This is a genomic window from Paenibacillus sp. YAE3, assembly GCF_057546105.1.
The window spans coordinates 196,726-222,122 of sequence record NZ_BAAIYF010000006.1; the positions used below are offsets into that span (position 1 = coordinate 196,726).

At 53.1% G+C, this 25,397-nt stretch carries 26 protein-coding genes and 1 riboswitch; of the genes, 8 read left to right on the top strand and 18 right to left on the bottom strand.

The window, feature by feature from the left end; translation table 11 throughout:
* Window positions 1-8 precede the first annotated feature (8 nt).
* Window positions 9-677, bottom strand: a complete 669-nt coding sequence (locus AC27KL_RS13680; RefSeq protein ID WP_036710861.1) for a potassium channel family protein — start codon at window positions 675-677, stop codon at window positions 9-11.
* A 46-nt stretch (window positions 678-723) separates the two neighbouring features.
* Window positions 724-2,064, bottom strand: coding sequence for a TrkH family potassium uptake protein (locus AC27KL_RS13685; RefSeq protein ID WP_487170045.1), 1,341 nt, complete (start codon window positions 2,062-2,064; stop codon window positions 724-726).
* 65 nt (window positions 2,065-2,129) lie between these two features.
* Window positions 2,130-2,270, bottom strand: a riboswitch (cyclic di-AMP (ydaO/yuaA leader).
* 260 nt (window positions 2,271-2,530) lie between these two features.
* Here AC27KL_RS13685 and AC27KL_RS13690 point away from each other — a divergent pair.
* Entirely contained in the window at window positions 2,531-4,228 is a 1,698-nt protein-coding gene (locus AC27KL_RS13690; protein ID WP_487170046.1) for a CPBP family intramembrane glutamic endopeptidase, read from the top strand.
* Here AC27KL_RS13690 and uvrC read toward each other — a convergent pair.
* Window positions 4,197-6,089, bottom strand: coding sequence for an excinuclease ABC subunit UvrC (gene uvrC / locus AC27KL_RS13695; protein WP_487170047.1), 1,893 nt, complete (start codon window positions 6,087-6,089; stop codon window positions 4,197-4,199). The two genes, AC27KL_RS13690 and uvrC, sit on opposite strands and share 32 nt — an antisense overlap.
* Window positions 6,090-6,293: 204 nt before the next feature.
* On the bottom strand, window positions 6,294-6,611 hold the full coding sequence (trxA, locus tag AC27KL_RS13700; RefSeq protein ID WP_036710867.1) for a thioredoxin: 318 nt from the start codon (window positions 6,609-6,611) through the stop codon (window positions 6,294-6,296).
* A 310-nt stretch (window positions 6,612-6,921) separates the two neighbouring features.
* Here trxA and AC27KL_RS13705 point away from each other — a divergent pair, with 310 nt between their 5' ends.
* Window positions 6,922-7,080: a YqzM family protein gene (locus AC27KL_RS13705; RefSeq protein ID WP_156124594.1), complete on the top strand. Its 159-nt coding sequence runs from the start codon at window positions 6,922-6,924 to the stop codon at window positions 7,078-7,080.
* Between the two features lie 92 nt (window positions 7,081-7,172).
* Here AC27KL_RS13705 and dnaI read toward each other — a convergent pair whose 3' ends face one another.
* The 4 genes from dnaI to AC27KL_RS13725 all read right to left on the bottom strand — a co-directional run bounded on the left by dnaI (window position 7,173) and on the right by AC27KL_RS13725 (window position 11,826).
* Window positions 7,173-8,129 carry a primosomal protein DnaI gene (gene dnaI, locus AC27KL_RS13710; RefSeq protein ID WP_339323767.1) on the bottom strand — a complete coding sequence of 319 codons (957 nt, stop codon included), beginning with the start codon at window positions 8,127-8,129 and terminating at the stop codon, window positions 7,173-7,175.
* Between the two features lie 41 nt (window positions 8,130-8,170).
* Window positions 8,171-9,682, bottom strand: a complete 1,512-nt coding sequence (locus AC27KL_RS13715; RefSeq protein WP_487170048.1) for a replication initiation and membrane attachment family protein — start codon at window positions 9,680-9,682, stop codon at window positions 8,171-8,173.
* A gap of 79 nt (window positions 9,683-9,761) precedes the next feature.
* Window positions 9,762-11,396 carry an alpha/beta hydrolase family protein gene (locus AC27KL_RS13720; protein ID WP_487170049.1) on the bottom strand — a complete coding sequence of 545 codons (1,635 nt, stop codon included), beginning with the start codon at window positions 11,394-11,396 and terminating at the stop codon, window positions 9,762-9,764.
* Between the two features lie 133 nt (window positions 11,397-11,529).
* A complete protein-coding gene (locus tag AC27KL_RS13725; protein ID WP_487170050.1) occupies window positions 11,530-11,826 on the bottom strand; it encodes a YuiB family protein in 297 nt (98 codons plus the stop codon).
* A 221-nt stretch (window positions 11,827-12,047) separates the two neighbouring features.
* Here AC27KL_RS13725 and hemQ point away from each other — a divergent pair, with 221 nt between their 5' ends.
* Entirely contained in the window at window positions 12,048-12,797 is a 750-nt protein-coding gene (hemQ, locus tag AC27KL_RS13730; protein ID WP_487170051.1) for a hydrogen peroxide-dependent heme synthase, read from the top strand.
* A 64-nt stretch (window positions 12,798-12,861) separates the two neighbouring features.
* Here hemQ and AC27KL_RS13735 read toward each other — a convergent pair whose 3' ends face one another.
* Together AC27KL_RS13735 and AC27KL_RS13740 are read right to left on the bottom strand one after the other, a co-directional pair.
* Window positions 12,862-13,113: a hypothetical protein gene (locus AC27KL_RS13735; protein WP_036710873.1), complete on the bottom strand. Its 252-nt coding sequence runs from the start codon at window positions 13,111-13,113 to the stop codon at window positions 12,862-12,864.
* A gap of 2 nt (window positions 13,114-13,115) precedes the next feature.
* Window positions 13,116-14,309 (bottom strand): NAD(P)/FAD-dependent oxidoreductase, encoded by a 1,194-nt coding sequence (locus tag AC27KL_RS13740; RefSeq protein ID WP_339323764.1) that lies wholly within the window; start codon window positions 14,307-14,309, stop codon window positions 13,116-13,118.
* A gap of 684 nt (window positions 14,310-14,993) precedes the next feature.
* On the opposite strand from AC27KL_RS13740, the gene AC27KL_RS13745 reads away from it, so the two are divergent.
* Entirely contained in the window at window positions 14,994-15,995 is a 1,002-nt protein-coding gene (locus tag AC27KL_RS13745; RefSeq protein ID WP_036710874.1) for an NAD(P)/FAD-dependent oxidoreductase, read from the top strand.
* Between the two features lie 210 nt (window positions 15,996-16,205).
* Here the strand turns inward: AC27KL_RS13745 and sda are convergent, their stop codons facing one another.
* Together sda and AC27KL_RS13755 are read right to left on the bottom strand one after the other, a co-directional pair.
* Entirely contained in the window at window positions 16,206-16,349 is a 144-nt protein-coding gene (gene sda / locus AC27KL_RS13750; RefSeq protein ID WP_156124595.1) for a sporulation histidine kinase inhibitor Sda, read from the bottom strand.
* 247 nt (window positions 16,350-16,596) lie between these two features.
* Window positions 16,597-17,259: a YheC/YheD family protein gene (locus AC27KL_RS13755; RefSeq protein WP_487170052.1), complete on the bottom strand. Its 663-nt coding sequence runs from the start codon at window positions 17,257-17,259 to the stop codon at window positions 16,597-16,599.
* 211 nt (window positions 17,260-17,470) lie between these two features.
* Here AC27KL_RS13755 and AC27KL_RS13760 point away from each other — a divergent pair, with 211 nt between their 5' ends.
* Window positions 17,471-17,683 (top strand): hypothetical protein, encoded by a 213-nt coding sequence (locus AC27KL_RS13760; protein ID WP_036710879.1) that lies wholly within the window; start codon window positions 17,471-17,473, stop codon window positions 17,681-17,683.
* A gap of 105 nt (window positions 17,684-17,788) precedes the next feature.
* On the opposite strand, the gene AC27KL_RS13765 is transcribed toward AC27KL_RS13760, so the two are convergent.
* Complete coding sequence (locus AC27KL_RS13765; protein ID WP_212948203.1) at window positions 17,789-18,148, bottom strand: HesB/IscA family protein; 360 nt, start codon at window positions 18,146-18,148, stop codon at window positions 17,789-17,791.
* Between the two features lie 489 nt (window positions 18,149-18,637).
* Between AC27KL_RS13765 and mqnE the strand changes: the two genes are divergently transcribed.
* Both mqnE and AC27KL_RS13775 read left to right on the top strand, forming a co-directional pair.
* A complete protein-coding gene (mqnE, locus tag AC27KL_RS13770; RefSeq protein ID WP_212948205.1) occupies window positions 18,638-19,744 on the top strand; it encodes an aminofutalosine synthase MqnE in 1,107 nt (368 codons plus the stop codon).
* 63 nt (window positions 19,745-19,807) lie between these two features.
* Window positions 19,808-20,869 carry an NAD(P)/FAD-dependent oxidoreductase gene (locus AC27KL_RS13775; RefSeq protein WP_212948206.1) on the top strand — a complete coding sequence of 354 codons (1,062 nt, stop codon included), beginning with the start codon at window positions 19,808-19,810 and terminating at the stop codon, window positions 20,867-20,869.
* Here AC27KL_RS13775 and AC27KL_RS13780 read toward each other — a convergent pair.
* Window positions 20,866-21,120: a YuzB family protein gene (locus tag AC27KL_RS13780; protein WP_036710884.1), complete on the bottom strand. Its 255-nt coding sequence runs from the start codon at window positions 21,118-21,120 to the stop codon at window positions 20,866-20,868. The two genes, AC27KL_RS13775 and AC27KL_RS13780, sit on opposite strands and share 4 nt — an antisense overlap.
* A 186-nt stretch (window positions 21,121-21,306) precedes the next feature.
* Between AC27KL_RS13780 and AC27KL_RS13785 the strand changes: the two genes are divergently transcribed.
* Entirely contained in the window at window positions 21,307-21,552 is a 246-nt protein-coding gene (locus AC27KL_RS13785; RefSeq protein WP_339323761.1) for a NifU family protein, read from the top strand.
* A 68-nt stretch (window positions 21,553-21,620) separates the two neighbouring features.
* On the opposite strand, the gene AC27KL_RS13790 is transcribed toward AC27KL_RS13785, so the two are convergent.
* From AC27KL_RS13790 to AC27KL_RS13805, 4 genes are all read right to left on the bottom strand, one after another.
* Window positions 21,621-22,406, bottom strand: coding sequence for an SDR family oxidoreductase (locus AC27KL_RS13790; protein WP_036710982.1), 786 nt, complete (start codon window positions 22,404-22,406; stop codon window positions 21,621-21,623).
* A gap of 291 nt (window positions 22,407-22,697) precedes the next feature.
* Complete coding sequence (locus tag AC27KL_RS13795) at window positions 22,698-23,540, bottom strand: MetQ/NlpA family ABC transporter substrate-binding protein (RefSeq protein ID WP_036710891.1); 843 nt, start codon at window positions 23,538-23,540, stop codon at window positions 22,698-22,700.
* A 141-nt stretch (window positions 23,541-23,681) separates the two neighbouring features.
* Window positions 23,682-24,350: a methionine ABC transporter permease gene (locus AC27KL_RS13800; protein ID WP_339323759.1), complete on the bottom strand. Its 669-nt coding sequence runs from the start codon at window positions 24,348-24,350 to the stop codon at window positions 23,682-23,684.
* On the bottom strand, window positions 24,350-25,360 hold the full coding sequence (locus tag AC27KL_RS13805; protein WP_487170053.1) for a methionine ABC transporter ATP-binding protein: 1,011 nt from the start codon (window positions 25,358-25,360) through the stop codon (window positions 24,350-24,352). Before AC27KL_RS13805 ends, AC27KL_RS13800 begins: the two co-directional genes overlap by 1 nt.
* Window positions 25,361-25,397: the final 37 nt, after the last annotated feature.

A 25,397-nucleotide genomic window follows, 5' to 3' on the forward strand; every position in this document is an offset into this window, starting at 1 on the left:
ACTCCCATCTAGTCTGCATTGACGGCTTCGCTTTCGAACCGGTCGATGTTGTCGTTCGCGCCGATGATCACCATAATGTCGCCGGCGCGGAGCTGATCCATTGCGGTCGGAGCGACGATCACTTTTCCCTGGCGGTGGATCGCCACGATGCTGCAGCCGAATTTGGCGCGGGTGTTGATTTCGTTTAACGTTTTGCAGTCCAGTTTTTCAGGCACCTTCATTTCGACGATGCTGTATTCCTTGGACAACTCGATGTAGTCGAGCAGGTTCGGCGTCACGAGCTGATGGGCAACCCGGATCCCCATGTCCTTTTCCGGAAAAATGACCCGGTCGACGCCCAGCTTCTCCAGCGCGCGCCCGTGAAGCACCGAAATCGCCTTGGCCACGACCGTGCGCACGCCCAAATCCTTCAGCAAAATCGCGGCCAGGATGCTCATCTGGATATCGTCTCCGATCGCGACGATGCCGCAGTCGAAATTGCGGATCCCGAGCGATTTGAGGACTTCCTCGTCCGTGGCGTCGGCCACGACGGCATGCGTCAAATATTCGCTCATGTCGCTGACGACTTCCTCGTTTTTATCGACCCCGAGCACCTCGTATCCCAAATCGACGAGCTCGAGTGCAAGGCTGGAGCCGAAACGTCCCAGACCGATGACGACAAACTGCTGTGTTTTCATTCTCTCCTGATACTCCTTATTTAATCAATTTCTGTTTTCTTTGAAACTAGCCGATAATGATTTTGCCTTCCGGATGCCGGTACAGCTCTTTGCCTTTTTTCGGGCCAAGTGCGTAAGCCAGGGTCAGCGGCCCAAGCCGTCCCGCAAACATCGTGAGACAGATCAATATTTTGCCGACCAGCGTCAAATGCTGCGTAAGTCCAAGCGAAAGCCCGACCGTCCCGAAAGCCGAAGTCGTTTCATACAAAATGGTCAAAAAGTTGCTGTCCTCCGTCGTCGAAAGCACCATCGACACCCCGACCACCAGAAACAACGCGAGGAAGGTGATCGTCAGCGCCTTAAAGATGCGATCCTGCGCCAGGCGGTAGCGGTAAAGCACGATATCGTCGCGTCCGCGGATCATGGCGATGACCGCGCCGACCAGAATGGTGAAGGTGGTCGTTTTGATCCCGCCTCCGGTGGATCCCGGCGATGCGCCGATAAACATCAGGATGACCATGAAAAATTGGGACGCTTGCCGCATGCTTGCGAGATCCAGCGTGTTGGCCCCCGCGGTCCGCGGCGAAACCGATTGGAAAAACGACGCAAGAATTTTGCCGCCCCAATTCAAGGAACCGAGCGTTTTCGGGTTCGTGAATTCGAAAACGAAAATGACGATCGCCCCGATCAGAATCAGCGCCCCGGTCATGGACAGCACGATTTTCGTATGCAGCGAAAGCTTCCGTTTGTGCCGGTAATCCACCAGGTCCGACATGACAATAAATCCGATCCCGCCCGAAACGATCAAAAACATGACGACGATATTGACGAGCGGATCGTACACATACCCCGTCAGGCTGTTGAAATGGCCGAAAAGGTCGAAGCCCGCGTTGTTGAACATCGATACCCCGTGAAATATCCCGAAGTACACCGCCCGGCCGACCGGCATGTCAAAGGACCAGCGGATGGCGAACAAAACCGCTCCGCAGCCTTCGATCACGAGCGAAAAGATAAGCACCTTCCGGATCAGCCGCACGATGCCCTCCATCGTGTTCTGGTTCATCGCTTCCTGGAGGATCAGGCGGTCGCGCAGCGAAATCTTCCGCTTCAGCACGAGGGAAAACAAGGTGGCCATCGTCATGAAGCCGAGCCCCCCGACCTGAATCAGCAGCATAATAACGACTTGTCCGAAGGTGCTGAAAAACGTTCCCGTATCCTTAACAACCAAACCGGTAACGCAAGTCGCCGAAGTCGCCGTAAACAAAGCATCGATGAACCGGAGCGGCTTGCCCGTCGTGTTCGAAATCGGCAAGGTGAGAAGTATGGCTCCGATCAATATAATGCCGGCGAACCCCAATACAAGAATTTGCGGGGGAGCCAATCGAAACCACCTGATTTTCGCTGTCAACATAGTCACCTCTTTAAAAAAGTCAAAAGAAAAAAAGCATCGGAAATCCAATGCCTTTCGGTTTGGTTCCTGCTGCATAACGCCTACGAGGTTAGCTGACGGATTCGGGCATGCACAGGTTGCCCTATTCGCTATGGATAAAAGCGAAATTCACCCCAAAATAATGGTTCCCCCGTTTTCATATCGAAATTCGGCGTACGGATTATTCATTTGCTTCAAAGATTATAATCCTATTCGTTTTACATCACAAAGCCATTATTCGAATGAATACGTGGGAATACGGCCCGATTGCATCGCAAATCTCATAAAAGTCTGCCTTTCTCTCGCGTTTACAATCACTTTCCACGATTTTCATCATTTTTTCACGGCCAATGAGGGAGAAAACTGGCTTTCGAGGGACATCGTATGCTATGTTTACGTTTATACTAGGTATATATCTTTACAATCCAAACAAAGGGGGCATTTCATGAATCCCGTCGGACAACCGCTGCGGCTCAAAGCCAATTACAAATGGCTGGGCATTTTTGCGGTCATCGGGCTCGTTTTATTCGTCTTGTTCCAGATTCTCCCTTCCACCGCCTCGGAAACGCTGGAGCAGCAAAACACGAAGGTCATCAGCAAGGCGGAGGCCCAACGCGCCGCGGAGGCCTTCATGCAAAACACGCTGCATTTGGAGCCGGACCCGAGCAAGGACGCGGTTATCACGTACCAGTCCAACTCGGATCTATACGGCTATTTGTCGCGGGAAAAGCTGCTGAACGAATACAACAAAACGTTTGAAAAAAGTTATCCCTACGACGTGTTCCGCGTCCGTTTGGCCGAACGCCAAAACGAAGGTTACGCCAATATCGACGTACATATGAATTCGGGCAAGGTCGTCGCTTTTTCCGTTACGCCCCGCTATTCGAATTATGCCGCGGCCATGGCGGACCCGAATAAAACCAAACGCGAAACCAAGCTGAAAATCGTGGAAGGCGGCCTGTCGCTGGAGAAAAAAGAAGAGCTTGCCGCACCTTGGCTGCAGCAAATGGGTTACGACCCGGGCAAGCTGGAGCTGTCGACCAAGGAGAACGAGGCGGGACTCGTATACACCGACCCGAACCGGACGATCGGCCGTTCAAGCCTTCAAGTCAAATTGACGTTCGAGGAAGGGAAAGTTCATTCCTTCGAACAGACCTTTAGCGTGCCCGAAGCGCATGCGGCCTACGTCGAAAAGGAAACGTCCAAAGCCAAATGGCTTACCATCTTAGGCTACGGTCTGCTGACGTTTGTCCTAGGCGTACTGGCCATCGTATACAGCGCGTTGACCCGGGCCCATACGTCGTTCAAGAGGGGCATTTTCCTGAGCGTGTTTTATTTTGCGGTCGCCACGTTCAGCACGTACAACATGCTGCCGGTATTTCAAGGCGAGGGGGTTTCGAATTTCGGCCTTGTCTTCATGCTCGGTTTCCAGACCTTCTTTAACCTGGTGATGGCTGCCCTTTTGTACTTCTCGCTCGTGGGCGGGGACGGTTTATGGCGCAAAGCCGGCATCAATGCCTGGGCCAAAGCCAAAGAACCCGGCTACGGGCCTTACGTGCTGCACAGCATGTACACCGGGTACCTATGGGCGTTTATTCTGATGGGCGTCCAGTCCGTCATTTACATCGTGCTCGACAAAACGATCCACAGCTGGTCGACGACCGATGCCACGCAATCGCCGTACAACATGTTATATCCTTGGCTGCTGCCGATTATGGCGTGGATGGCGGGTATTTCCGAGGAAGCGGTCTACCGCCTGTTCGGCATTCCGATGCTGAAAAAGCTGCTGCGCAGCACGTTTGCCGCCTGCCTGATCACGACGCTGATTTGGGCGCTCGGACACACGCTTTATCCGATTTACCCCGTCATTACGCGTCCGATCGAACTGACGGTCATCGGGCTGCTGTTCAGCTTCATTTTCTTAAAGCACGGCTACATCGCCGCCATGTTCAGCCACGTCGTCTTCGACAGCGTCCTGATGAGCTTCAGCCTGTTCGCGCTGGGCGACGTGCCGGACATCATCGCGGGCATCGTCACGATCGTCATGCCTGCCGTCGTCGCTTATATCGTTTACCTGTACAACCGCAACAAAAAGAAAGAGGAGCCATATGTCATGACTCCTCATCCCGGAGGGCTGCAATAATTTGTTTGGCGAGCTTGTCTCCGATGGAAAGAGGCCGGAAATCTTCGATGCTGGCCTCTTTTATTTTTTTCAGCGATCCGAAATGCTTCAGCAGCAGCTTGCGCCGCTTCTCGCCGATGCCCGGGATCGAATCGAGCTTGGACGCGACCATCGACTTGCCCCGCTGTTCGCGGTGGAACGAGATGGCAAAACGGTGAACCTCGTCCTGAATCCGCTGCAGCAAATAAAACTCCTGGCTGTCGCGCGGCAGGTCGACCGGCTCCGGCGGGTCGCCGACCATAAGCTGGGCCGTTCTATGTTTGGCGTCCTTGACGAGTCCGCATACCGGGATGAACAAACCGAGCTCGTTTTCAAGCACGTCGACCGCGGCCGAAATTTGGCCCTTGCCTCCGTCCACGACGATGAGATCGGGCATTTCCAGGTTCTCCTTCAGCACGCGTTCATACCGGCGGCGGATGACCTCGCGCATCGTTTCGTAATCGTCCGGTCCTTGCACGGTACGGACCTTATATTTGCGGTACTCCTTTTTATCCGGCTTCCCGTCGATGAAAACGACCATGGCGGATACGGGATTGGCCCCTTGGATATTCGAGTTGTCGAAAGCTTCGATACGGTGAAGATGTTCGATGCCGATATATTGGCCCAAGTTAGCTGCCGCTTTCAGCGTTCTTTCCTCGTCCCGCTCGATCAGCCGGAATTTTTCGTCCAAGGACACCTTCGCGTTTTCCACGGCCATGCCGACCATCTGCCGTTTTTGGCCGCGCTGCGGCACGAGCACTTTGACGCCCAGCCATTCCTGAAGGGAGGCAGCCGCGCTGTGCGCATCCAAAACGTCGCCGCCGTTTTCCGTTTCCGCCGCCGCCTTGTCCGAGCCTTCGGCATCCTTCCCGGAATCGGGCAGCAGTATTTCCTGCGGCAGGGCCGGGTTGTCGCTGTAATATTGGGTCACGAACGACATAAAATCGCTGTACGCCTCGCCGTAAAACGGAAACGCCGAAGCATGGCGCTGAACCATCTTTCCTTGGCGCATGTACAAAATCTGCACGCACATCCAGCCTTTGTCGACGGCGAAACCAAGCACGTCGCGGTCTTTTGCGTCGGACGTCGTAATTTTTTGTTTCTGCATGATGGCCTCGATGTTCATGATTTGGTCGCGAAGTTCCTTGGCCCGTTCGAAATACAATTCTTCGGCCGCCTCTTCCATCTTCCGCTGCAGCTCTTTTTTGATCTCCTCATGCCCGCCGCTCAGAAACGACTGTATTTCCTGGGTAATCCGTTCGTATTCCGAAGGGTCGACTTCTTTTTCGCAAGGCGCGAGGCATTGGCCCATATGGTAATACAGGCAAACCTCCTTCGGCATGACGCCGCATTTGCGGAGCGGATACATCCGGTCGAGCAGCTTTTTGGTCTGCTGGGCGGCGTAAGCGTTCGGGTATGGCCCGAAATATTTGGCCTTGTCCTTCAGCACGCGCCGCGTGACTTCCAGGCGGGGATGCGCCTCGTAAGTGATCTTGATGTAAGGGAACGTTTTGTCGTCCTTCAGCAGCACGTTATATTTGGGCTGGTGCATTTTGATCAGGTTGCATTCCAAAATGAGCGCCTCGATATTGCTCCCGGTGACGATATATTCGAAATCGCGGATATCCGCTACAAGCCGCTGGGTTTTTCCGTTATGGCTGCCGGTAAAATAGGATCGGACCCGGTTTTTCAGCACTTTGGCCTTGCCGACGTAGATAATGGTGCCTGCCGCGTTTTTCATGAGGTAGCATCCGGGCAAATCCGGCAGCAGCGCCAGCTTGTTGCGGATGTTTTCCTGCGCTTTTTCCAGCTCGGCTAACGTTTCTGTCTTTTTTTCGTCCATATATTCCGCTCTCCCCCTCTCCATAACATGTATCAAGAATCGGAAATATAACTTTTATTATATGGGGAATTCTCCAAAATCCAAAGCGCATTTTTATGGGAGAATATACAACAGGCCTGAAAAAAGGCGGCTATGTGAACGCAGCAAAGCGCCCCCGGAAGTTCCGGAGGCGCATCTTATGGCTGATCATGCATTTGGCTTGGATTACTGGTGTTTGGAGATGATGTTTTTCAGGTTTTCCTTGGAATTCAATCCAACCACTTTGTCAACCGGCTGGCCGTCTTTGAAGAAGATCAGCGTCGGGATGCTCATAACGCCGAAACGGGAAGCCGTTTCCGGATTTTCATCCACGTTCAACTTCGCGATTTTGACGGAGTCGCCCATTTCGTTTGCGAGCTCATCCAGAATCGGAGCGATCATTTTGCAAGGGCCGCACCATGGTGCCCAGAAATCAACCAATACTGTACCTTGGCCTTCAATTTCAGCATTAAAGGATTGGTCAGTTACGTTTACAATAGCCATAATATTTCTCCTCCTTATAAAAAGCTGAATTTCATCGAAACTTCAGGATTTGTGAAAATCCTCAACTGAAATGTCTTAGCGGACAGTTTTAGTATACCACAATTTTTTCAGAAATGTAAATTCCTTAATTACAGATCTTGCTTCGGCTGTCCTGACCGGCGTGAACCAGCTTATTGTACCCTAAAGTATTCGCCATATATTCTTTACAAATTCTTTGGACTTTGGGTATACTAAGGTTAACTCGGGTTTCTGTGTCAATGACCGCGCTCATTTACATAAAGTGAAACCATCCTGAGGAGGCATTGTATTCATGGATGCAAACGTGCACGCTAACGACCCGCGGGAACACGTAAACGAAGAGCCGCGCAATGACTTGATGGATCTGATGAACGGCTTCGGGGGCATGGCTTTGTTCATGACTCTGATTTTCGCGATCATGGTCATCATCAAGTTCGTGATCTCCGGCTAACATGCTCATCGCTGAAGCGATAGCAAAAAGCCTGGCCTTTCCGCCGCTTCGGCAGAAGGTCAGGCTTTTTTCAATTTCTTGGTGATTCACGTTCAGGAACGAACCCGGCGCTGGTTTTCCCCATGCAGATGCACCTCGTCGACAAAAGGCAAAATCCGGTCCATCAGCCGCTGCCCTTTGTACAATTCCTCTCCGTCCTTGCTTGTAAAGCTGAGATGCTTTTCCAGGCCCGCCAGATCGTAATTGGACGTATAAAAGGTCGGCTTGCGGTTCATCCGGTAATTGAGGATCGCTCCGAGCACATGATCGCGTACCCACGGGCTCAAATTTTCCGCTCCGATGTCGTCGAAAATAAGCAGGTCGCAGTTTTTCATGACCTCCACCGTTTCTTTCAGCTTTTGGCTGTCCTGAAGCATCGATTTCAGGTCCTCCACGAAGTCGGGCATGTAGACAATGACGCCGGTGTAACCCGCGATCGCCAGCTCATGGAGCAGATAGCTCATCAGGAACGTTTTTCCCGTCCCGAAGGAGCCGAACAAATACAGTCCTTTCGGCGTGAGCCCCTGCTCCTTCACTTCGCGGATATAGCGGAAAACATGGCTGACCGCCGGCGCGCGCAGCCGGTCTTTCCCCATGATTTCCACTTCGTTGTACCCTTCCGCAAGCGCCCGTTCATCGACGTAAAAGCTGCGGATCCGTTTCCTGATTCTCTCTTCGTTTTGTCTCGCGATGTGCAGCGCGCACGGGGCTTTGCGCTCGACCAATTCCCGCCGCCCGTTCTGCTCGGCCATCTCCAGCTTGGAGTAGTGGCCTTCGAAATCGTTGGGGCATCTGTCGAGCCCCGGACAGTTTTGGCAGTTGCGCCGGTCGTTGACGTATTGGTAAAGCCGCGGCAAATTGGCGCGCAGCCGGTCTTCGTCCATCTCCGGATGTTCGGCGCGCAGCTCCTTGACGATCGGATCGCGAAGCAGGTCCTCGAAAATCGCCTGCGATCTTTGCAAAAACGACGGTCCGTTCATTTGTTTTAACACTTGGCCTAACGATTCCAACTTGTATGCTCCTCCTTCCCGTCAAGTGATGCACGATGCCGTCACTTGTTTTTGCTCGCCTGCATTTCGGCGGCCATCCGCAGCATCTCTTCGAATTCTTCCTCGCTGACGGCGTTTGCGGTCCCGCTCTCTTGCGCAATCGGAATGTCAGGCTTTAACCTGGCCGCCTTGCTGCCGTATGTACGGGTCCTTCCGCCCCCGGAAGCGGCTGCCTGCTTGCCTTTCACCTTGGATTGGTCGCGGATGTATTGAACGGCTTTTTCGTACGTGTTCACCTGCTTCAGCAGCATGTTGGAAGCGATCGCTTCGACGAAATTGCGGTTGATGCGCTGCTCGTTGCCGCCCGAGGTCAATAAGGACATTAAATAATGGATCAGAACGTTGATGACTTCCCCGGGAAGCTTGTAGCTGTGGTCGATCTTTTCGAAAATATCGAAAAAGTTGTCCGGCACCGCCCCCGGAAAAAACGTCCTCAGCAGACGCGTGTACGGTTCATTGCGCAGCATCATGTTGTATTGGTGGATGTCGCATTTGGATTGGAACTGGACCGGAACGTCCACGTAATATTCCATTTCGACCGCATGTTCCATCGGCGCCGGCTCAGCCGGATCCTCAGGCTGCCTGAGCGCTACCACCTTCCCGGCATACACCTCGCGCTGCTCCTGGCGCCGTTTATCCTGACGGAATTGCAGGTTGGCCCTGCGCTCAAGCTCTTCAAGCGCGACGCTGCCATCGGGAGCGAACGCCCCGTCTTCGTCCAGCAGCCGGCATAAATCCTGCACGCTCAGGTCGTATTTATGCACGACGTAATTCAGGACCCCCATCTGCTCATGGTTGAAGCGGAGCTTTTCGACATGGGTCCGGTTGACCGAGTCTTTCGGAAAACGGAGAATGATGTCGGCATAATTCAGCGCATTTTCGTCAGCATGAACCCTAACCCCCGGCTGCCTTGCCGAAGACACCTCGGAAAGCGCCTGCTCCAGCTCGTAATCGATGACATGCGTGTTCAGCTCGAAAATGTCGTAAAACGCGAGCGAGATGTTTTCCTTATGTCCTCCCCCCGGTCCCGACAGTTCCTCCGGTTCGCACGCCCAAAGCTCCTCGCGGAGCGCCAGCACCGCAAACTTGCCGATTTTGTCCCGAAGCAGCAGCGTCAGATGCTGGGTATTAAAAAATTCGGCCGGCGACAATGGCTGCTGAAGCTCGTATTCGTAAACGTAATCCTCCTGCTCCGGCATATATATGCGGCAGGTTTGAAGCAGCCCGACCGCTTCCAGAAGCGAGGCCTGCTCGATCAGGTACCGGCGGCCTTTTTCGCTGGGCTCGAGTCCCAGGGTCAAAAACAGGCGCCGCTGCTGTTCAAGCGGAGAATAACCCAATTTCTCTATAGGAATCTGCTGAAACAGCAGATGGTACAAACTGATGGCGAAGGCTCCGACCATGGGCTGATAAACCGAGCTGAGCATCCTGCTGTCCAGACTGCTTAAACAAAAATCACGATAAACGCAAAACCTGTGATTTTCCGTAAAATGCAGCAGGCTCTTCATGTGCATATTTTGGCTCCTCCCATCGTAACGTAGACTTTCTCTATTCTATCATAAAAGGAATCCCCGCTCCGATATATTTCGACGATTATTTTATCCCCAAATGAATCCAGTCTGCCAAATCCCGGATGACGAATTCGGGAACGTTCGAGGCGAATCGATATTCGTCGCCCGTCGAAGGCCGGTCGTACAAAGCGTACATATGGTTCAGCCCGGGATATAATTTGCAGCTGACGTCCGTCCGTGTCCCCAGCGCCTGCTTCCATACCTTCAAACTGGAGGGGGGAACCTGCACGTCATTGCCCCCCTGGAGAATGAAAAGGGGCACATCCTGTCTGCGGGCGATCATCGGGCCGCTGTATTCCCGTATATCGAACCACCAATAGGCGTTAGGCAGCGGAAAATCGGCCGGCAAACGCGCCTTGGAATAACGGTCGTCGTGCAGCATGTCCACCGCCCGACGCCACGTATGCAGGTTCGCTTGCTTGCGCTCCAGCTCCGCCCCGGTTTCGCCCTCTTCTTCCGCCCGCTTCAAAATGCCTTCGTATTGGGAAAGCATCAAATCCTCCAGCGCTCCCGAGGGAGCGGACAAAAGCATCCCGCCGGCGATGGAGCCGCCCCGATCTTCTCCGATGATCGCAGGGAGGAGCATGCCGCCTTGGCTGTGACCCAGCACGAATATCCGGTCAGGATCGATCCGCTTGTCCTGCCGCAGCAAAGCGACCGCCGACAGAGCGTCTTCGACCGTTTCCTCCCGGACGGTAAAATGAGGCGTCAAGGAACGGTTGGGATATTCATATGTCCGTTTGGCATAGCGCAGAACCGCAATTCCCTCGCGGGCGAGCCCGACGGCGATGTCGCGGAACATTTTGCCGCCTCCCGACGATTCGTCCGCGTCGTTCGGGCCCGAACCGTGGACGAGGACGACGGCAGGCACCTTCTCCCCGGCCCCGGCAGGCAGCGTCAACGTTCCGGGAAGCGGGAGGGTTGCGGTACCGACGACCACGTTTTCGGTTCGGTATCGGTCGGGAGCGTCATAGGAGGGGGGACGGTACCGGTCGGAAACGTTCGGAAGCAGCGCCAGATCGTCCAGCTTCCCGTCCCGGCCGAAGCGCAGTTCCATCCGGAAGCTTCGGCCGCGCGGCGTTTGATAGGACAAAACCGCGTTCCGGTGCACCCGGTTTTCGGTTGAGCCGGCTTGGATCAGCGTCCAGGAGCCGTAGCTTTCCTCCAGATGCTTTTTGTACCGCTCCAGGACATCGGCCGGAAACAGCTTCGCCAAACCGGGGCTCATCATGTCCCTCGCCTCGCCGTATTCCCCCAGCTGCAAAAGCCGCATCCAGTACATCCCCAGGCCGGCCGGATCGGCTTCCGACGCCCTCCACCGTCCGTCGCGAAAATTCATTTGGACGCCCAGCGCCTCATGAAAAGCGGACACGGGGACATACAGCCTGCCATCCCTGTTCAGAACAGCAGGCTTCGGAAGGTCCAGCGGAAGGCCGTCGATTTCGGACCGGGCGCTGCCCGGCCTGATGTTCCATTTCCGGTTTCCCAACAACACTTTGGCCGCCTTTTCCTCCTTCACCCACAGCACGTTTCCTCCCAGGGCTTCGACCGCGTCACGGACCGGTACGGCATCCGGTTCGGCCTCCCCCTTTTCCGGGATCCAAACGTACAACATGACAACCGCTGCAAGCAGCGCAAGACAGGATTTTCCTTTCAACTTCCCTTCCCCTTCCCGGTTCAAGCATGGAGCTGACGACGAGCAAGTTTTGATCAGGGATGCGGAGCAAGCCAGCTCTAAATGAAGCAAAACAGCCCCCCTGCCGGAGAGCTGTCCTGCCTTACGTTTGCCTTTAAAACATTTTGAATCCGCTTTTGCGCAGCTTTTGGATCGATACGCCGCTGACGATCGCCCCTACGAGCCCCGCCACTCCCGTCAAATAATCGACGATACGGAAGGAGCCCAGGTAATGGAGAAACGAAATGTCCCCACGGTCCCAAAGCGAATAAACGACGATCGGCAAAATCACGATAATAAACAAATAGGATGGAAACCAAGTGGTCTTCATAAGCATATTTAAGATGAAGCCGATCCCGAACATCATCATAAAAAACAAAACCATCAGCACCAATACAGGGATAAACTGCATGCTAACCTGTTCACCTCTTCTTCTCTATGACCCGCTCGCGGTGCGCGGATATGGCTAACGAAAACGCTTCTTATTTTATGATAGTAAGTTTACTAGAAAATTTGTCACGAAGCAACGAACAATACGTGAATAGATTGTGACTTCATTTGCTCTTTCCGTTGCGGTTGGGATACAATGAGAAGAAGGTGTTAAAGCAACTAAACTTGGGAGTGATCGATAAAATGAACGAAGCAGCATCCACTTTAGAAGGCTGGTACGCTCTTCACGATTTTCGTTCCATCAACTGGACGGCCTGGAAGTCCGCGGACGACGAAGAACGCGCTATGGCGCTCGACGAGCTCCAGGAATTTTTCAAGGAATGGTCCGAGGTCGAATCCGCGAAACAAGGCAGCACGGCCGTGTACGGCATCGTGGGACAAAAAGCGGACTTTGTCCTGATGCATCTGCGCGAAACGCTGGAAGAACTCAACGCGGTGGAAACCGCATTCAATAAAACGCTCTTCGCCCGCTACACCACCAAAGCCTACTCTTACGTAAGCGTGGTCGAGCTGAGCAACTATCTGGCAGGGGAAGGCGGCGGCGATCCGATGGAAAATCCGCATGTCGTCGCGCGTTTGAAGCCGATCCTTCCGAAAACGAAATATATCTGCTTCTACCCGATGAACAAAAAACGCGATCTTAGCGACAACTGGTATATGCTCGACATGGAAGAACGCCGGAACATGATGCGCAGCCACGGTCTCATCGGCCGCTCCTATGCCGGCAAAGTGAAGCAAATCATTACCGGTTCGGTCGGCTTCGACGATTGGGAATGGGGCGTTACGCTGTTCGCGGACGACGCGCTTCAATTCAAGAAGCTCGTGTATGAAATGCGTTTTGACGAAGTCAGCGCGCGGTTCGGCGAATTCGGCAGCTTTTTTGTCGGTCCGCTGCTCACGCCCGAATCGTTTGATGATATGCTCAAAGTATAAACAACGTGCAAAAAGCTTGCTTCCTTTACTCGGAAGCAAGCTTTTTTATCATGAAAAAAGAGCATCATTCGGATTCCTGCCCGGCGTTTTTGAGGGATTCGAGAAATTCGGCGGTAGCCCGGTCGCGGTCGCGGCTTTTTTCCTTCAGCCTTTCGATGGCAGGCAAAATCAAAATATCGATTTCCTTCTGCACGGCGTATGCCAGGTCATAGCGGTTTTGGTCCTCCAAATAACCTCCCACTTCCATCAGCGCGTTATACCGGTCCAGCTCCTCCCTCGTCAAAAGCGAGCGGACTTGAACACTGCAGTGGCGCATCCTTACAAAAACCTTCCTTTCCTCAGCACCAGCGGAATGCCCCCGATGATGAACAAATAGCGCAAATCGACGAGCTTTTTCAGCTGCGCGGCTTTCCAGCCTTTGTAATGCTTGTCGCCCACGACCGCGATGCCTTCGCCTTTGCCCAAGGAAGCGACGGTGCCCTTGTTCTGGAACACGAATTTGCGCGGCTGCTGGTTGCGGATGGCCGCGACGATGTTATGCGCGCAGCATACGCCCTGCTGCATGGCGATTTGCGCCGTCGGCGGATAAGGCCGCCCTTCCGGATTAAAGACGAGGGCATTGTCGCCGATAATATAGATGTTGTCATGGCCGGGGGCATGAAGATATTCGTCCACCTTCACCCGGCCGCGGGCGGTTTCGAATCCCGCTGCTTCGATCATATGGTTGCCGCGGATGCCGCCGGTCCAAACGACGGTCGCGGCTTTGATTTCTTCGCCGGTAGCCAGCAGAACGCCGTCAGGCGTGCATTCCTGGATGGCAACGCCCAGTTTGAACGTCACGCCTTTTCGCTTCAGCACGTCCATCGCGTATTCGACGAGCTCGGGGGCAAATCCGGGCAGCGCGGTCGGCGAGGCTTCCACGTTATAGATGTTCACCTGCGCCGGATCGACGTCGTATTCTTTGCACAGCGCCGGAATCCGGTCCGCAAGCTCCGCCGCGAATTCGATCCCGCTGAAGCCCGCTCCGCCGATGACGAAGTTCAGGCGATGCTGCGGATGCCGTTCGTTTTTGTAAAGCGCAAACTGGTATTCGATATGCTTGCGGATCAGGCGCACCGAGTTGATGCTGCGGATCGTCATCGCATAATCGGCCAATCCCGGAATGCCGAAGGTCTCGGATTCGCCGCCCAGGGAAATGACCAAATAATCATAAGAAAGGGTTCCGTCCTCCAAAATGACCTTTTTTTCATGCGGGCGGATTTCCTGCACGGAAGACTTGACCAGGTCGATCTTAAATTCGTCGATCAGCTTCGAAATGGGAACCCGTGTATTTTCAACGCTGTCCGTGCCTGCAGCAGGCATATGCAAATGGGTCGTAATATAATGGTAATCGTGACGGTTCACGAGCGTGACGTCGGCTTCGTTATAATTCAATTCTTTCTGGAGCCGCTGTGCTGTCAGAATACCTGCGTATCCCGCGCCGAGGATTACGATCTTGGGAATGTTGCTCATCATCTTGCTCCTTCCAAATCCTTTGTTGTATGAATCAATTCCACATGGTTAAAAGCGCAATAATGAAACGATATATAGACGGTTCAACTGCTTCGACTATATATCGTTCGGGATTAGAGCCGTTGTTAAGTTTATGAAATTGATTCTTATATCTATATTTGTGATACATTACAAAACTTATTGTGAAATTATACACTTTTATTGTCGTGATGTATCGCGATCCCGGTTATCGAATGGGATATGGATTCCGCTTGATCCTGACGGCTGCGGGAAACGTTTATCAGCGGTCAATTAGAAAAGCAGAAAAAGCAGGAAAAAAATGTCCGAAATTCGACAAAAAGATGGTAATGCACAATTGAAATGATAGCTAGTTTCAAGCAAAAGATCAAGTCTTATTTGGGCCTGAAATCCGCGTCCGAAGCCGCTTTTTCCGGACGGAAACAAGCGGCCTCCGCAAATCCTCCCATTCTCTGTTCGCCATGGCCAAGGCAGACGAATTCACTTTCCAGCGGCGGCCGGGATATATTATAATAAGAAAAGCGTCGATTGAAGCGCTTCGAAGCAGGCAGGCCGCTTGTCCAAGTTCGAATTGCGATTGGGGTTGCTGATCTCTTTGAAGATGATTTCTTTTCGATATTCATAGATTATATCATTCGATAACAACGCGGAGGTGCAATATAAAACATGACATCACATACCGATGGTGTTGAAATATCCGACCTGCTCATTATTGGGGGAGGTCCTACGGGAATGTTCGCTTCCTTTTATTGCGGGATGCGTCAGGCTTCGGTCACGCTGATCGAAAGCATGCCGCAGCTTGGCGGGCAGCTGACGGCGCTATACCCGGAAAAATACATCTACGACGTGGCCGGATTTCCGAAGGTAACGGCACAGGAACTGGTGGACAATTTATCCAAGCAAATGGAGTTGTTCCAAACGAACGTGCGCTTGGAGGAGAAGGTCACTTCCCTCGTCAAACGGGACGAGCGTCATTTCGTCGTGACGACAGATAAAGGGGAATACCACGCCAAGGCGGTCATCATTACGGCCGGCGTCGGCGCATTCCAGCCGCGCCGGCTTGAAGTCGAAGGCGCGGAGAAATTCGAAAAAGCGAACCTCCACTATTTCGTGAACGATCTGCAGCAATTCAAGGGCAAAAAAGTGCTTCTGACCGGTGGCGGCGACTCGGCCGTTGACTGGGCCCTCATGCTGGAGCCGATTGCCGAAGAAGTGACGCTCGTGCATCGCCGCGACAAATTCCGCGCCCATGAGCACAGCGTCGAAAATTTGATGAAATCCAAGGTGCGCGTCGTGACGCCGACGGAAATCACGGCGCTGCACGGCGAAGACGCCATTACGAAGGTCACGCTGACCCACGTCAAAACCAAGGAAACGCAAGAGATCGAAGTGGATGACGTGATCGTCAATTTCGGGTTCGTATCGACGCTCGGCCCGATCGCCGAATGGGGCATTCAGATCGAATCCAACTCGATCGTCGTCGATTCGAGAATGGAAACGAACATTCCGGGCATTTTCGCCGCCGGCGACATTACGACCTACCCGGGCAAAATCAAGCTGATCGCCGTCGGTTTCGGCGAGGCGCCAACGGCCGTCAACAATGCCAAGGTCTACATCGATCCGGACGCCAAGCTGTCCCCTGGACACAGCAGCAACATGAAGCTGTAGAAGCCTTTTTATCCAAATAGATATACAAAAAAGGGTATCCTTACGTTTGGAACGCTTCAACTTCCAATCGGTAAGGGTACCCTCATTTTTTTTCATGTCGTCTCTATGTATTTCGATAATAGAATGTACACCTCCACAACGCCGTCAAATGGTACAACTGTGCTGCATGTCTAAGGAAATAACGATGGATGTGCATGGGATTCCCGTCGCTTAGTGAACGATGCCCGGAGGATCAGCTTCAAGATTCCGTTTATGAATCTCAGCCAGGAGCAGCGTGATGAAGTCCCGGTCAAGCATCAATTCAACAGCTGCATGATAAGAATCAAGGAGCATTTCATCCGTCAAGATAGCCATTCCTTTCACATCCTTTCCTTTATTTTCCTCGAATCTATCATATCAAACATTCCACATCGGAACAAGCGTTCGCAATATCCACAGGTTATTGTGGAAATCCTGTGTATAATTTGTTAGCAAGTGTCGTAATACCAATAAAAATGCAGTGGATTTTGGGGATAACACTTATACACAGGAGGATGAATTATCAACAGCCTTAAAAATATTTTTTCTGAATCTATGATCGGCGGTCTTCCGTTTCATAGGTTTACTGGGGTCGGGTATTGACTTCGAAAATCCATATTTTCCCGCTGTAATCCAGCCCGTAATCGAAACCCAACTGGCCGATGCCGGGAAAATGGCGTTCCAAAATGGCCGTGCATTTTCGCGTCAGATGGCGCATTTCATTCCGTTTGGCCGCCGAAGAGATATGAGGCAGCGATCTGCGCAGCCCTTCACTGCAGCTCAGCAAACGCCCGCCCTTGCACAGGTTGGTAACGAACAGCCCTGGTCTGGCCAATCGGCCTACCATCGCCCTGAACTCCCAATGGTCTCCGGATTTGACATATTTCACGCGGTAATCGATCGGGCGGCCTTGGATGCGCGCCAGATGAATGCCCTGCTGGATCAAATATTTCCGCCTTACCTTGACCCGAAGCAGCGCTTGGTACATGTCGTTAAAATTGGCATACCGGCTCGTTTGCGAAGATTTCGTAATGCTGTAACCCATGCCGGACCGGTTTATTTTGATCACGCCGTATCCGCCGCCCCCTACGATCGGTTTGACGACGACAAATCCATAGGATTCCAACATCGAATAAAGATTTTCCCTATTTAGTCCTCTGGTTTGCGGTATATAAGGGGCTACTTCGGGATCTGTCAGCAGCGCTTCGGTTTTCAGCCACTTGCTAGCCAGCTGTCTTCCCCCCACTTGTACCGCCTCCTTTCTCACTCTTATCTTTTAGCATACTCGCCGGAGGCGTTCCTCTCCTGTATGTTTGTACATAAACGGTGTATATGGGAGGAAAACGGGGGAACGCGGAGTAAAAACGGAAGCATGGAGCCATAATAGTTCTATTGGCGTCTATCGTTTTATCGGATATAATGGGATTTGAATGTGACAAAGGGAGGAAGCTAACGCCGTGGCTGAATTTTTCAAGATATTGTACTGGGTTGCCATGATCGGCATGTCGATTACGCTGGTTGCCGTTACCGTAGGCATTTTCGCCATTGGATTCAAGTTCATTAAAGATAAACGCAAGGGACTGGGAACCGGCTGCATCGTATTCTCCATCCTCGCGGCAGCGATGATCGTGCTGATGGTCAACCACACCTTCATTGTCCCGGCATCCTGACGCAAGACACTACCCGAAAACGAACGGACAACCCAAAAAGGGCTCGCGCCATGCTTCATACGAAGCGGTGCGGGCCCTTTTGGACGAGCGGGATTGGTTTGTGGATCAGCATTCTTCCGGCGCCGGCTTGCCAGCGTTCGTGGCCGTACGGAACGAAGCTCCGCAGCCGCAGGTAGCCGTGGCGTTCGGGTTGTGCATCGTGAAACCGCCGCTCATGCCTGCATCCTCATAATCGATTTCAAGTCCGTTGATCAAAGGCAGGCTTTGCTTATCGATGACGACCTTCAAGTCGTTGACGTTCATGTATACATCGTTTTCCGTTTCTTCGTCGTCAAATCCCATCGCGTAGGAAAAGCCGCTGCAGCCGCCCTCCTGCACGCCCAAACGAAGGAACATATCCGGCACTTCTTGCTCGGCGAGCATTTCTTTTAGCTTATCGGAAGCGGAATCGCTGATTTGAATCATAAGTCACCCTCCTAAAAGTTTTGCGGAGCCATGCCCCTCGGATCTTTCTTTTTAGCAAAACCGGTATCGTAAGCAGACGCTTACTTAAGCTCAGTATACTCCACAAACGGTATCCTCTCAAGTGACCCCAGCCTTCATCCCAGGAAATACCGACCTTTTTTTTCCTCCCTACCGTATTGCGGAGCCTGAATGTGCGGTTTATAATAGGGTGGGTGACAGGGGAAAGGCATTTGTCGGAATTTTGTCACCAACAGGACAATGGTCTGCCATATTTTTTTGTTATTTTTTTCACAAAAAACATTTACATCCATGACGCAGGCAAGCAGATCTGCCGCCCATACTTAACCGGCCTTTGCTCCTTTCGAGCGCATTGACAAGCCGTTATTTCAAGACTTGATTGAATGAAGCCGGACACCTTCCGACGAGCGGATTTTTTTTGTGTTTTTCGACGCAAAGCCGCAACCCATTACATGAACAGGAGGAATGGATATGTCCATGATCGTAACATCGAATACCAGCAAGAGAATGCAAGAAATCGCCGAAAAAGTACGCCACGGGGAGCGCCTGAACCTCGAGGATGGCGTATTTCTTTATGAAACGGATGACCTGCTGACGCTCGGCCAATTGGCGAATGAGGTCAACCTGCGCAAAAACGGCAAAAAGGTCTATTTCATCGAAAACATGAGCCTTTATTTCACCAACGTGTGCGAAGCCAGATGCGCATTCTGCAACTTCCGCAAAGACCTCGGCGACGAAGGCGCTTATACGCTGACCGGCCAGGAAATGATCGAATACGTGGAGCAGCACATCCATCCGGGCGTCCGCGAATTCCATATCGTCGGCGGCCATAACCACCATATGCCGTTCCAATATTACGTCGACTCGCTGCAGGCGCTCACCGACCGCTTCCCGGACGTGACCCTGAAAGCCTATACCGCGGCGGAAATTGATTTTTATACGCGGATCAGCGGGCTGAGCATCGAAGAAGTGCTGAAAGAGCTGCAAAAGGCCGGACTCAAGTCGCTGACGGGCGGCGGAGCCGAAATTTTGTCCGATGAATACCGCAAAAAAATGAAGGTCGACAAAGCCAACGTCGATCGTTACCTTGAAGTGCACAGAACGGCGCACAATCTGGGCATGAAAACCCATACGACGATGCTGTACGGCGCCATCGAAACGCACGAAGACCGTATCCGCCACATGATGCAAATCCGCGAGCTTCAGGATGAAACGAACGGTTTCCTGGTGTTCATCCCGCTTTCCATGCAGCCTAGAAACAAAAACGCCGGCATCATGCGCCGCAACTCGGCCTACGAGGATTTGAAAACCATCGCCATCAGCCGCCTGATGCTCGATAACTTCGATCACATCAAAGCTTACTTCATCAACATCGGCCCGCAGCTGACGCAGGTATCGCTTTCCTTCGGCGCCTCCGACGTGCACGGCACGATCCTCAAGGAACGCATCAGCCATGCGGCGGGAGCGCTGACGCCTGAAGGCCTGACCCGGAACGAACTGGTGTGGCTGATCAAAGGCGCAGGACGGATTCCGGTGGAACGGGATACTTTCTACAATGAAATCAAAGTATATGAGTAGGGCAATTGGGGGCAAACACGCCAATCCTTAATCCCGATGCAAAAGAAAGGAAAGACGGACTTAATGAGAAAATTTGTCATCCTTGGTGGAGGTTACGGCGGCCTGGCGATGATCGAAGGCCTGGTGAACGGCAATCTTCCGGCGGATATCGAAATCGTGCTGGTCGACCGGATGCCGTTCCAGGGCATCAAAACGGAATACTACGCGCTTGCGGCCGGAACGGCTTCGGATTTCGATCTTCGGATCCAGTTCCCGCAGCATAACCAGCTGACCAAAAGATACGGCGAAGTGACGTCGATTGATCTGGAGAAGAAGCTGGTCCACATGGATCAGGACGAACCGATCGAATACGACTATCTTGCGATCGCCCTCGGCTGCACGGACCGTTATCACGGCATTCCGGGCGCCGAGGAGTATACGAACAGCATCCAGACTTTTTCCAGCACCCGCAAAACGTATCAGCGCTTAAACGACATCAAGCCGTACGGCCAGGTTCATATCATCGGCGGAGGCTTGAGCGGCGTCGAAACGGCTGCGGAGCTTCGCGAGAGCCGTCCCGACCTGAACATCACCATTCTTGACCGGGGCAGCCGGGTGCTGTCGGCCTTCCCTTCCACGCTTTCCGCTTACGTGGAGCAGTGGTTCCGCGATCATGACGTCAATACGAGATCCCATATATCGGTATCGCGCGTCGAGCAGGGAGCGGTATACAACGGCGACGAGGCGATTTATACGGACGCGGCCGTCTGGACCGGAGGCATTCAGCCGGTCAAGGTCGTCCAGGATCTCGATTTGCCGAAAGACCGCGGCGGGCGGCTTCTGATCAACGAATATTCGCAGCTTCCGGATTATCCGGAGGTTTACGTGATCGGGGACTGCGCGAGCATTCCTTTTGCGCCAAGCGCGCAGGCTGCCGGCGCCCAAGCCGAGCAGGTGGCGGAAGTGATCCATGCCCTTTGGCGGGGAGATACGCCGAAAATCCATAAAATCCGCCTGAAGGGCACGCTCGGTTCGCTCGGCAGCAAAGCGGGCTTCGGATTGATGGGGAAAACCTCCGTAAAAGGAAGAGTACCCCGCATCCTGAAGAGCGGGGTACTCTGGTTGTCCAAACGCCATTTCGGCTAATCCAGCTCGAGGCTGTCCCAAGCCTCGAGCTCTTTTATTTTGGCCATGATCGCCTCGTACAGCTCGTCCGCGCTGTCGGCGTCGACGATTTCGCCGTTAACCATGGCGAACGGCATCATGGCGCATTGGCCGCAATTGCTTAAGCAGCCGTACTCTATCACATCATAGTCCGGATTTTCTTCCAGCTTTTCCATGACTTCATCGGTTCCGAAATGCATGTTGTTCGTGCAAAACTCGATAATGGGTCTCAATTGACATCACCTGCTTCATGAATGAATATCAGGATTGTGCTTAATCCTTGGAATAATGAACTTCCCTTAGTTTAGCGGGGCAAAAACAAAATATCAATGCCGTTCATGCGTTCCGAGCAGATATAGCCATTTTATTTTGGCTCGTTTTGTAATATAATAATCATTACAGGAAAGGAGTTGAAACTAATGAGCGATAACGCACAAAGCACCATGTACGATGAGGTAGCGGAAGTGCTGGATAAGCTTCGTCCGTTCCTTCAGCGCGATGGCGGTGACGTGGAACTGGTTGACGTGGAAGACGGCATCGTGAAATTGAAATTGATGGGTGCATGCGGAAGCTGCCCAAGCTCCACCATTACACTCAAAGCCGGGATTGAACGCGCCCTCGTTGAGGAAGTCGACGGAATCAACGACGTTATTCAAGTATTCTAATCCCATTTCATATCTTCAAACGCAAAGAGTCCTGCCTTCTAACCGGAAGCGCAGGACTCTTTTTTTGCTCATGATTTGGGGCCGGCCGGTTCGATCCAAGGACGGATCGGGTCCAGCCCGCCGGAAACGTCCATAATGTTGCCTGTGATGAAATCCGAGTCCTCATGGCATAAATAACGGATGACGCGGGCGATGTCTTCCCCGCTTCCCGGCCTTCCCCGGGGCGTTTCTCCGTCCGAAAGGCCGGATACCTCCGCAATCGTTTTTTCCTTGTTGTCTCCGCGAATGTCGCCGGGACAGACCATGTTGACGGTAATGCCGAACGGTGCTTCTTCCACCGCAAGCGTCTTCGTGAACGAAACCAGGCCCGTTTTCGCGGCGGCATATACCGCCCGGTGCGGCCAGGCCCTTGCTTCCGACGCATGGCCATAGCCGAAATGGATGATCCTTCCCCATTTTTTATGCCGCATGGCCGGCAATACGAGATGATCCAGCAGCATCGTGCCGACCAGGTTCCCCTGGACGAGCGACAGAATTTCTTCCTTCGCGTATTCGGCAAACAATCTCCTTTCGCGGATGAACGGTCCGGCGTTGTTGACGACGATATCCGCGCTTCCCAGCCGGGATTCCACCTGACGCACCAGCTCTTCGATCTGGGCCGCCTCCGAAATATCTGCCTGGACGGCAATGCACCGTACTCCAAGCTCCTCGATCCTCTGTTTGAGCTCTTCCGCCTCCTGCCGGCTGTGCACGTAGTTGAGCGCGATGTCGCAACCCTGCTCGGCCAGCGTGAGCGCCGTCATTTTTCCAAGCCCTTTTGCGCTTCCGGTAATCAAGGCGATTTTATCCTTCAACATTGCTCCTCCTCCATGGGCATCGGAAACCCGTTCCAAGTTTCAATATGTATCCGGATTTTTGCGAAATCCTCATATTTATAACCGTATTTCATCGATTCGTTATGTATTCCCTGCTCTTCTAGTATAGAAGATTGGACGGCTTCCCAGCAACTTGAAGGCGGCAGCGTTCGGAATTTCTGCAAAGGTTCGCAGCCCATGGGAAGCATAAAAAATCCGCGAAGGCATGAACGCCTCCGCGGATCTTCGTGTTACGGTATGCTCCAATGGATGGGTCATCGGCTTAAGCGATTAAAATGCCGGAATGACGGCCCCTTTGTATTGGTCTTCGATGAATTTTTTGACGTCGTCGGAAGTCAGCGCCGCAGCCAGCTTTTTGATCGCGTCGGAATCTTTGTTGTCCGGGCGGGCTACGAGAATGTTCGCGTAAGGATTATCTTTGTCTTCCATGAACAGCGCTTCTTTCACGGGATCGATGCCGGAATCCAGCGCGTAGTTCGTGTTGATGACCGCCAGATCGAATTGGTCCAATTGGCGTGGAAGCATGGCGGCGTCAAGCTCTTTGATTTTGATGTTTTTCGGATTTTCCACGATGTCTTTGACGGTGGCTTGAATCATGTTGTCTTGTTTCAGTTTGATCAGCCCGTTTTTCGCCAGCAGGCTCAGCGCACGGCCGCCGTTCGTTTTGTCGTTCGGAATGCCGACGACTGCGCCGTCTTTGATTTCGTCCACGGATTTCACCTTTTTGGAATACGCGCCAAGCGGCTCCACGTGCACGGCTACGACAGGGACGAGATCCATGTTGCGGGTTTTGTTTTCGTCGTCAAGATACGGTTTATGCTGGAAGAAGTTTGCGTCAAGCTGCTTTTGGAACGTTTGAACGTTAGGCTGCACGTAATCGGAAAATTCCTTGATTTCCAGTTTTACGCCTTCTTTTTCAAGCGCCGGCTGAATGTGCTTCAAAATTTCCGCATGCGGTACGGCCGTAGCTCCGACCGTCAACGTGACGGTTTTGGCTTCCGTCCCTTTGTTTTCCCCGCCTGCCGCCGGTTTCTCCTCGGCGTTTTTGTTTCCGCAAGCGGCGAGCGCCACCACGAGAATGAGGCTGAGCAGTGCAAACAATCCTTTTTTCATTGTAAATCCCCCTTTAATTGATCGACTTAATAAGATTTATGATTGGAGAACTTGGCGCATGTCTTTCCTTTGTAGCGGAAACCACATGCAGGCGCCGAAGCTCTCCCGACATCCGAAGGTTCGGATGGAATTACCCTTCTATCATTTGCGCGTAAAATGCTTGACGAGCCGGTCCCCGGCCATCTGCAACACCTGCACCAAAACGATCATAAACAGCACGGAAATGATCATGACTTCCTTCTCGTACCGGTAATAACCGTAACGGATCGCAAGGTCTCCAAGCCCGCCGCCGCCGACCATGCCGGACATGGCCGTATAGGATACCAGCGTGACGACCGTGATCGTAATGCCTGCAAGCAGGCCCGGTCTGGCTTCCGGCAGCAGCACCTTCATGATGATCTGCCAGGTGGAAGCGCCCATCGACTGCGCGGCTTCCAGCACGCCCCGGTCTACCTCGCGCAGCGATGTCTCCACCAGTCTGGCAAAAAACGGCGCGGCCGCGATCACCAGCGGCGGAATCGTCCCGAGCACTCCATAGGATACGCCAACGATCCATGTCGTAAACGGGATCAAAGCGACGATCAGGATGATAAACGGCACGGAACGCAAAATGTTGACGATCACCGACAGCACGTTGTAGACGATCCGCACCCAACCGGTGTTCGATCGCGACGTCTGGTACAGCAGCACGCCAAGCGGCAGGCCGAGAATAAACGTAAACACCGCGGAGGAAACGAGCATTTTCAGCGTATCCGCGCTGGCTACGCCGATTTCGTTCCAATCCAGCAGCGAAAAATCAATACCGAACATCAGTCATACACCTCCACGTCCAAACCTTCGTCCCGAACCTTCCGGATCGTTTCCTCGATCGGCCCGGCTTCGCCTTCCAGGCGAACGATCAACTGGCCGTAAGGGATGTCCTTAATCTTCGAAATCGTCCCCTGCAAAATCGCGAAATCGACGCCGGTTTCCCTTGCCGTCCGGGATAAAATCGAGTCGTACGTTTTTTCCCCCAGGAACGTAAGCTTGCAAAGCTTGGACGAACCGTCATGCGGCGCCTGCAGCGCAAGCTGGGCGGATTCTCCCGCCTCGCCGAGGATAAACTCGCGGGTCACAGGATGCTGCGGCTTCAGGAACACTTCGGCCACGGCCCCCTCCTCCACGATGCCGCCTTGATGAATGACGGCGACGCGGTCGCAAATGCTTTGGATGACATGCATTTCATGAGTGATGAGGACGATGGTCAGGTTGAATTTTTGGTTGATGTCAAGCAGCAGCTTGAGTATCGAATCGGTGGTCTGCGGATCCAAAGCCGATGTGGCTTCGTCGCACAGCAGCACCTGCGGGTCGCTGGCAAGCGCGCGGGCAATGCCGACCCTTTGCTTCTGGCCGCCGGACAGCTGCGCCGGATATTTGTCGCGGTGATCCTCCAGCCCGACAAGCTGAAGGAGTTCGTTCACTTTGTCCGCGATTTTGGCTTTATCCACATGGGCGAGCCGCAGCGGAAACGCGATGTTGTCGTAGACGGTTGCCGAGCTCAGCAGATTGAAATGCTGAAAAATCATGCCGATTTCCCTGCGCTTGGTCTGCAGCTGCTGCTTGCCGAGCTTGGTCAAATCCACGCCATCGACCCATACCTCGCCGGACGTCGGGCGTTCGAGCAGGTTCATGCAGCGGATCAGCGTGCTTTTGCCGGCGCCGGAATGTCCGATGACCCCGAAGATCTCTCCTTTTTTAATGGAAAGGTTAAGGCCGGATAGAGCTTCCGTCGTCTTCGTACCTTTGCCGTATCTTTTGGTTACTTGTTTTAATTCAATCAATCCGAAGCTCTCCTTCCTTGCTTTCTTAAAGCTTAAG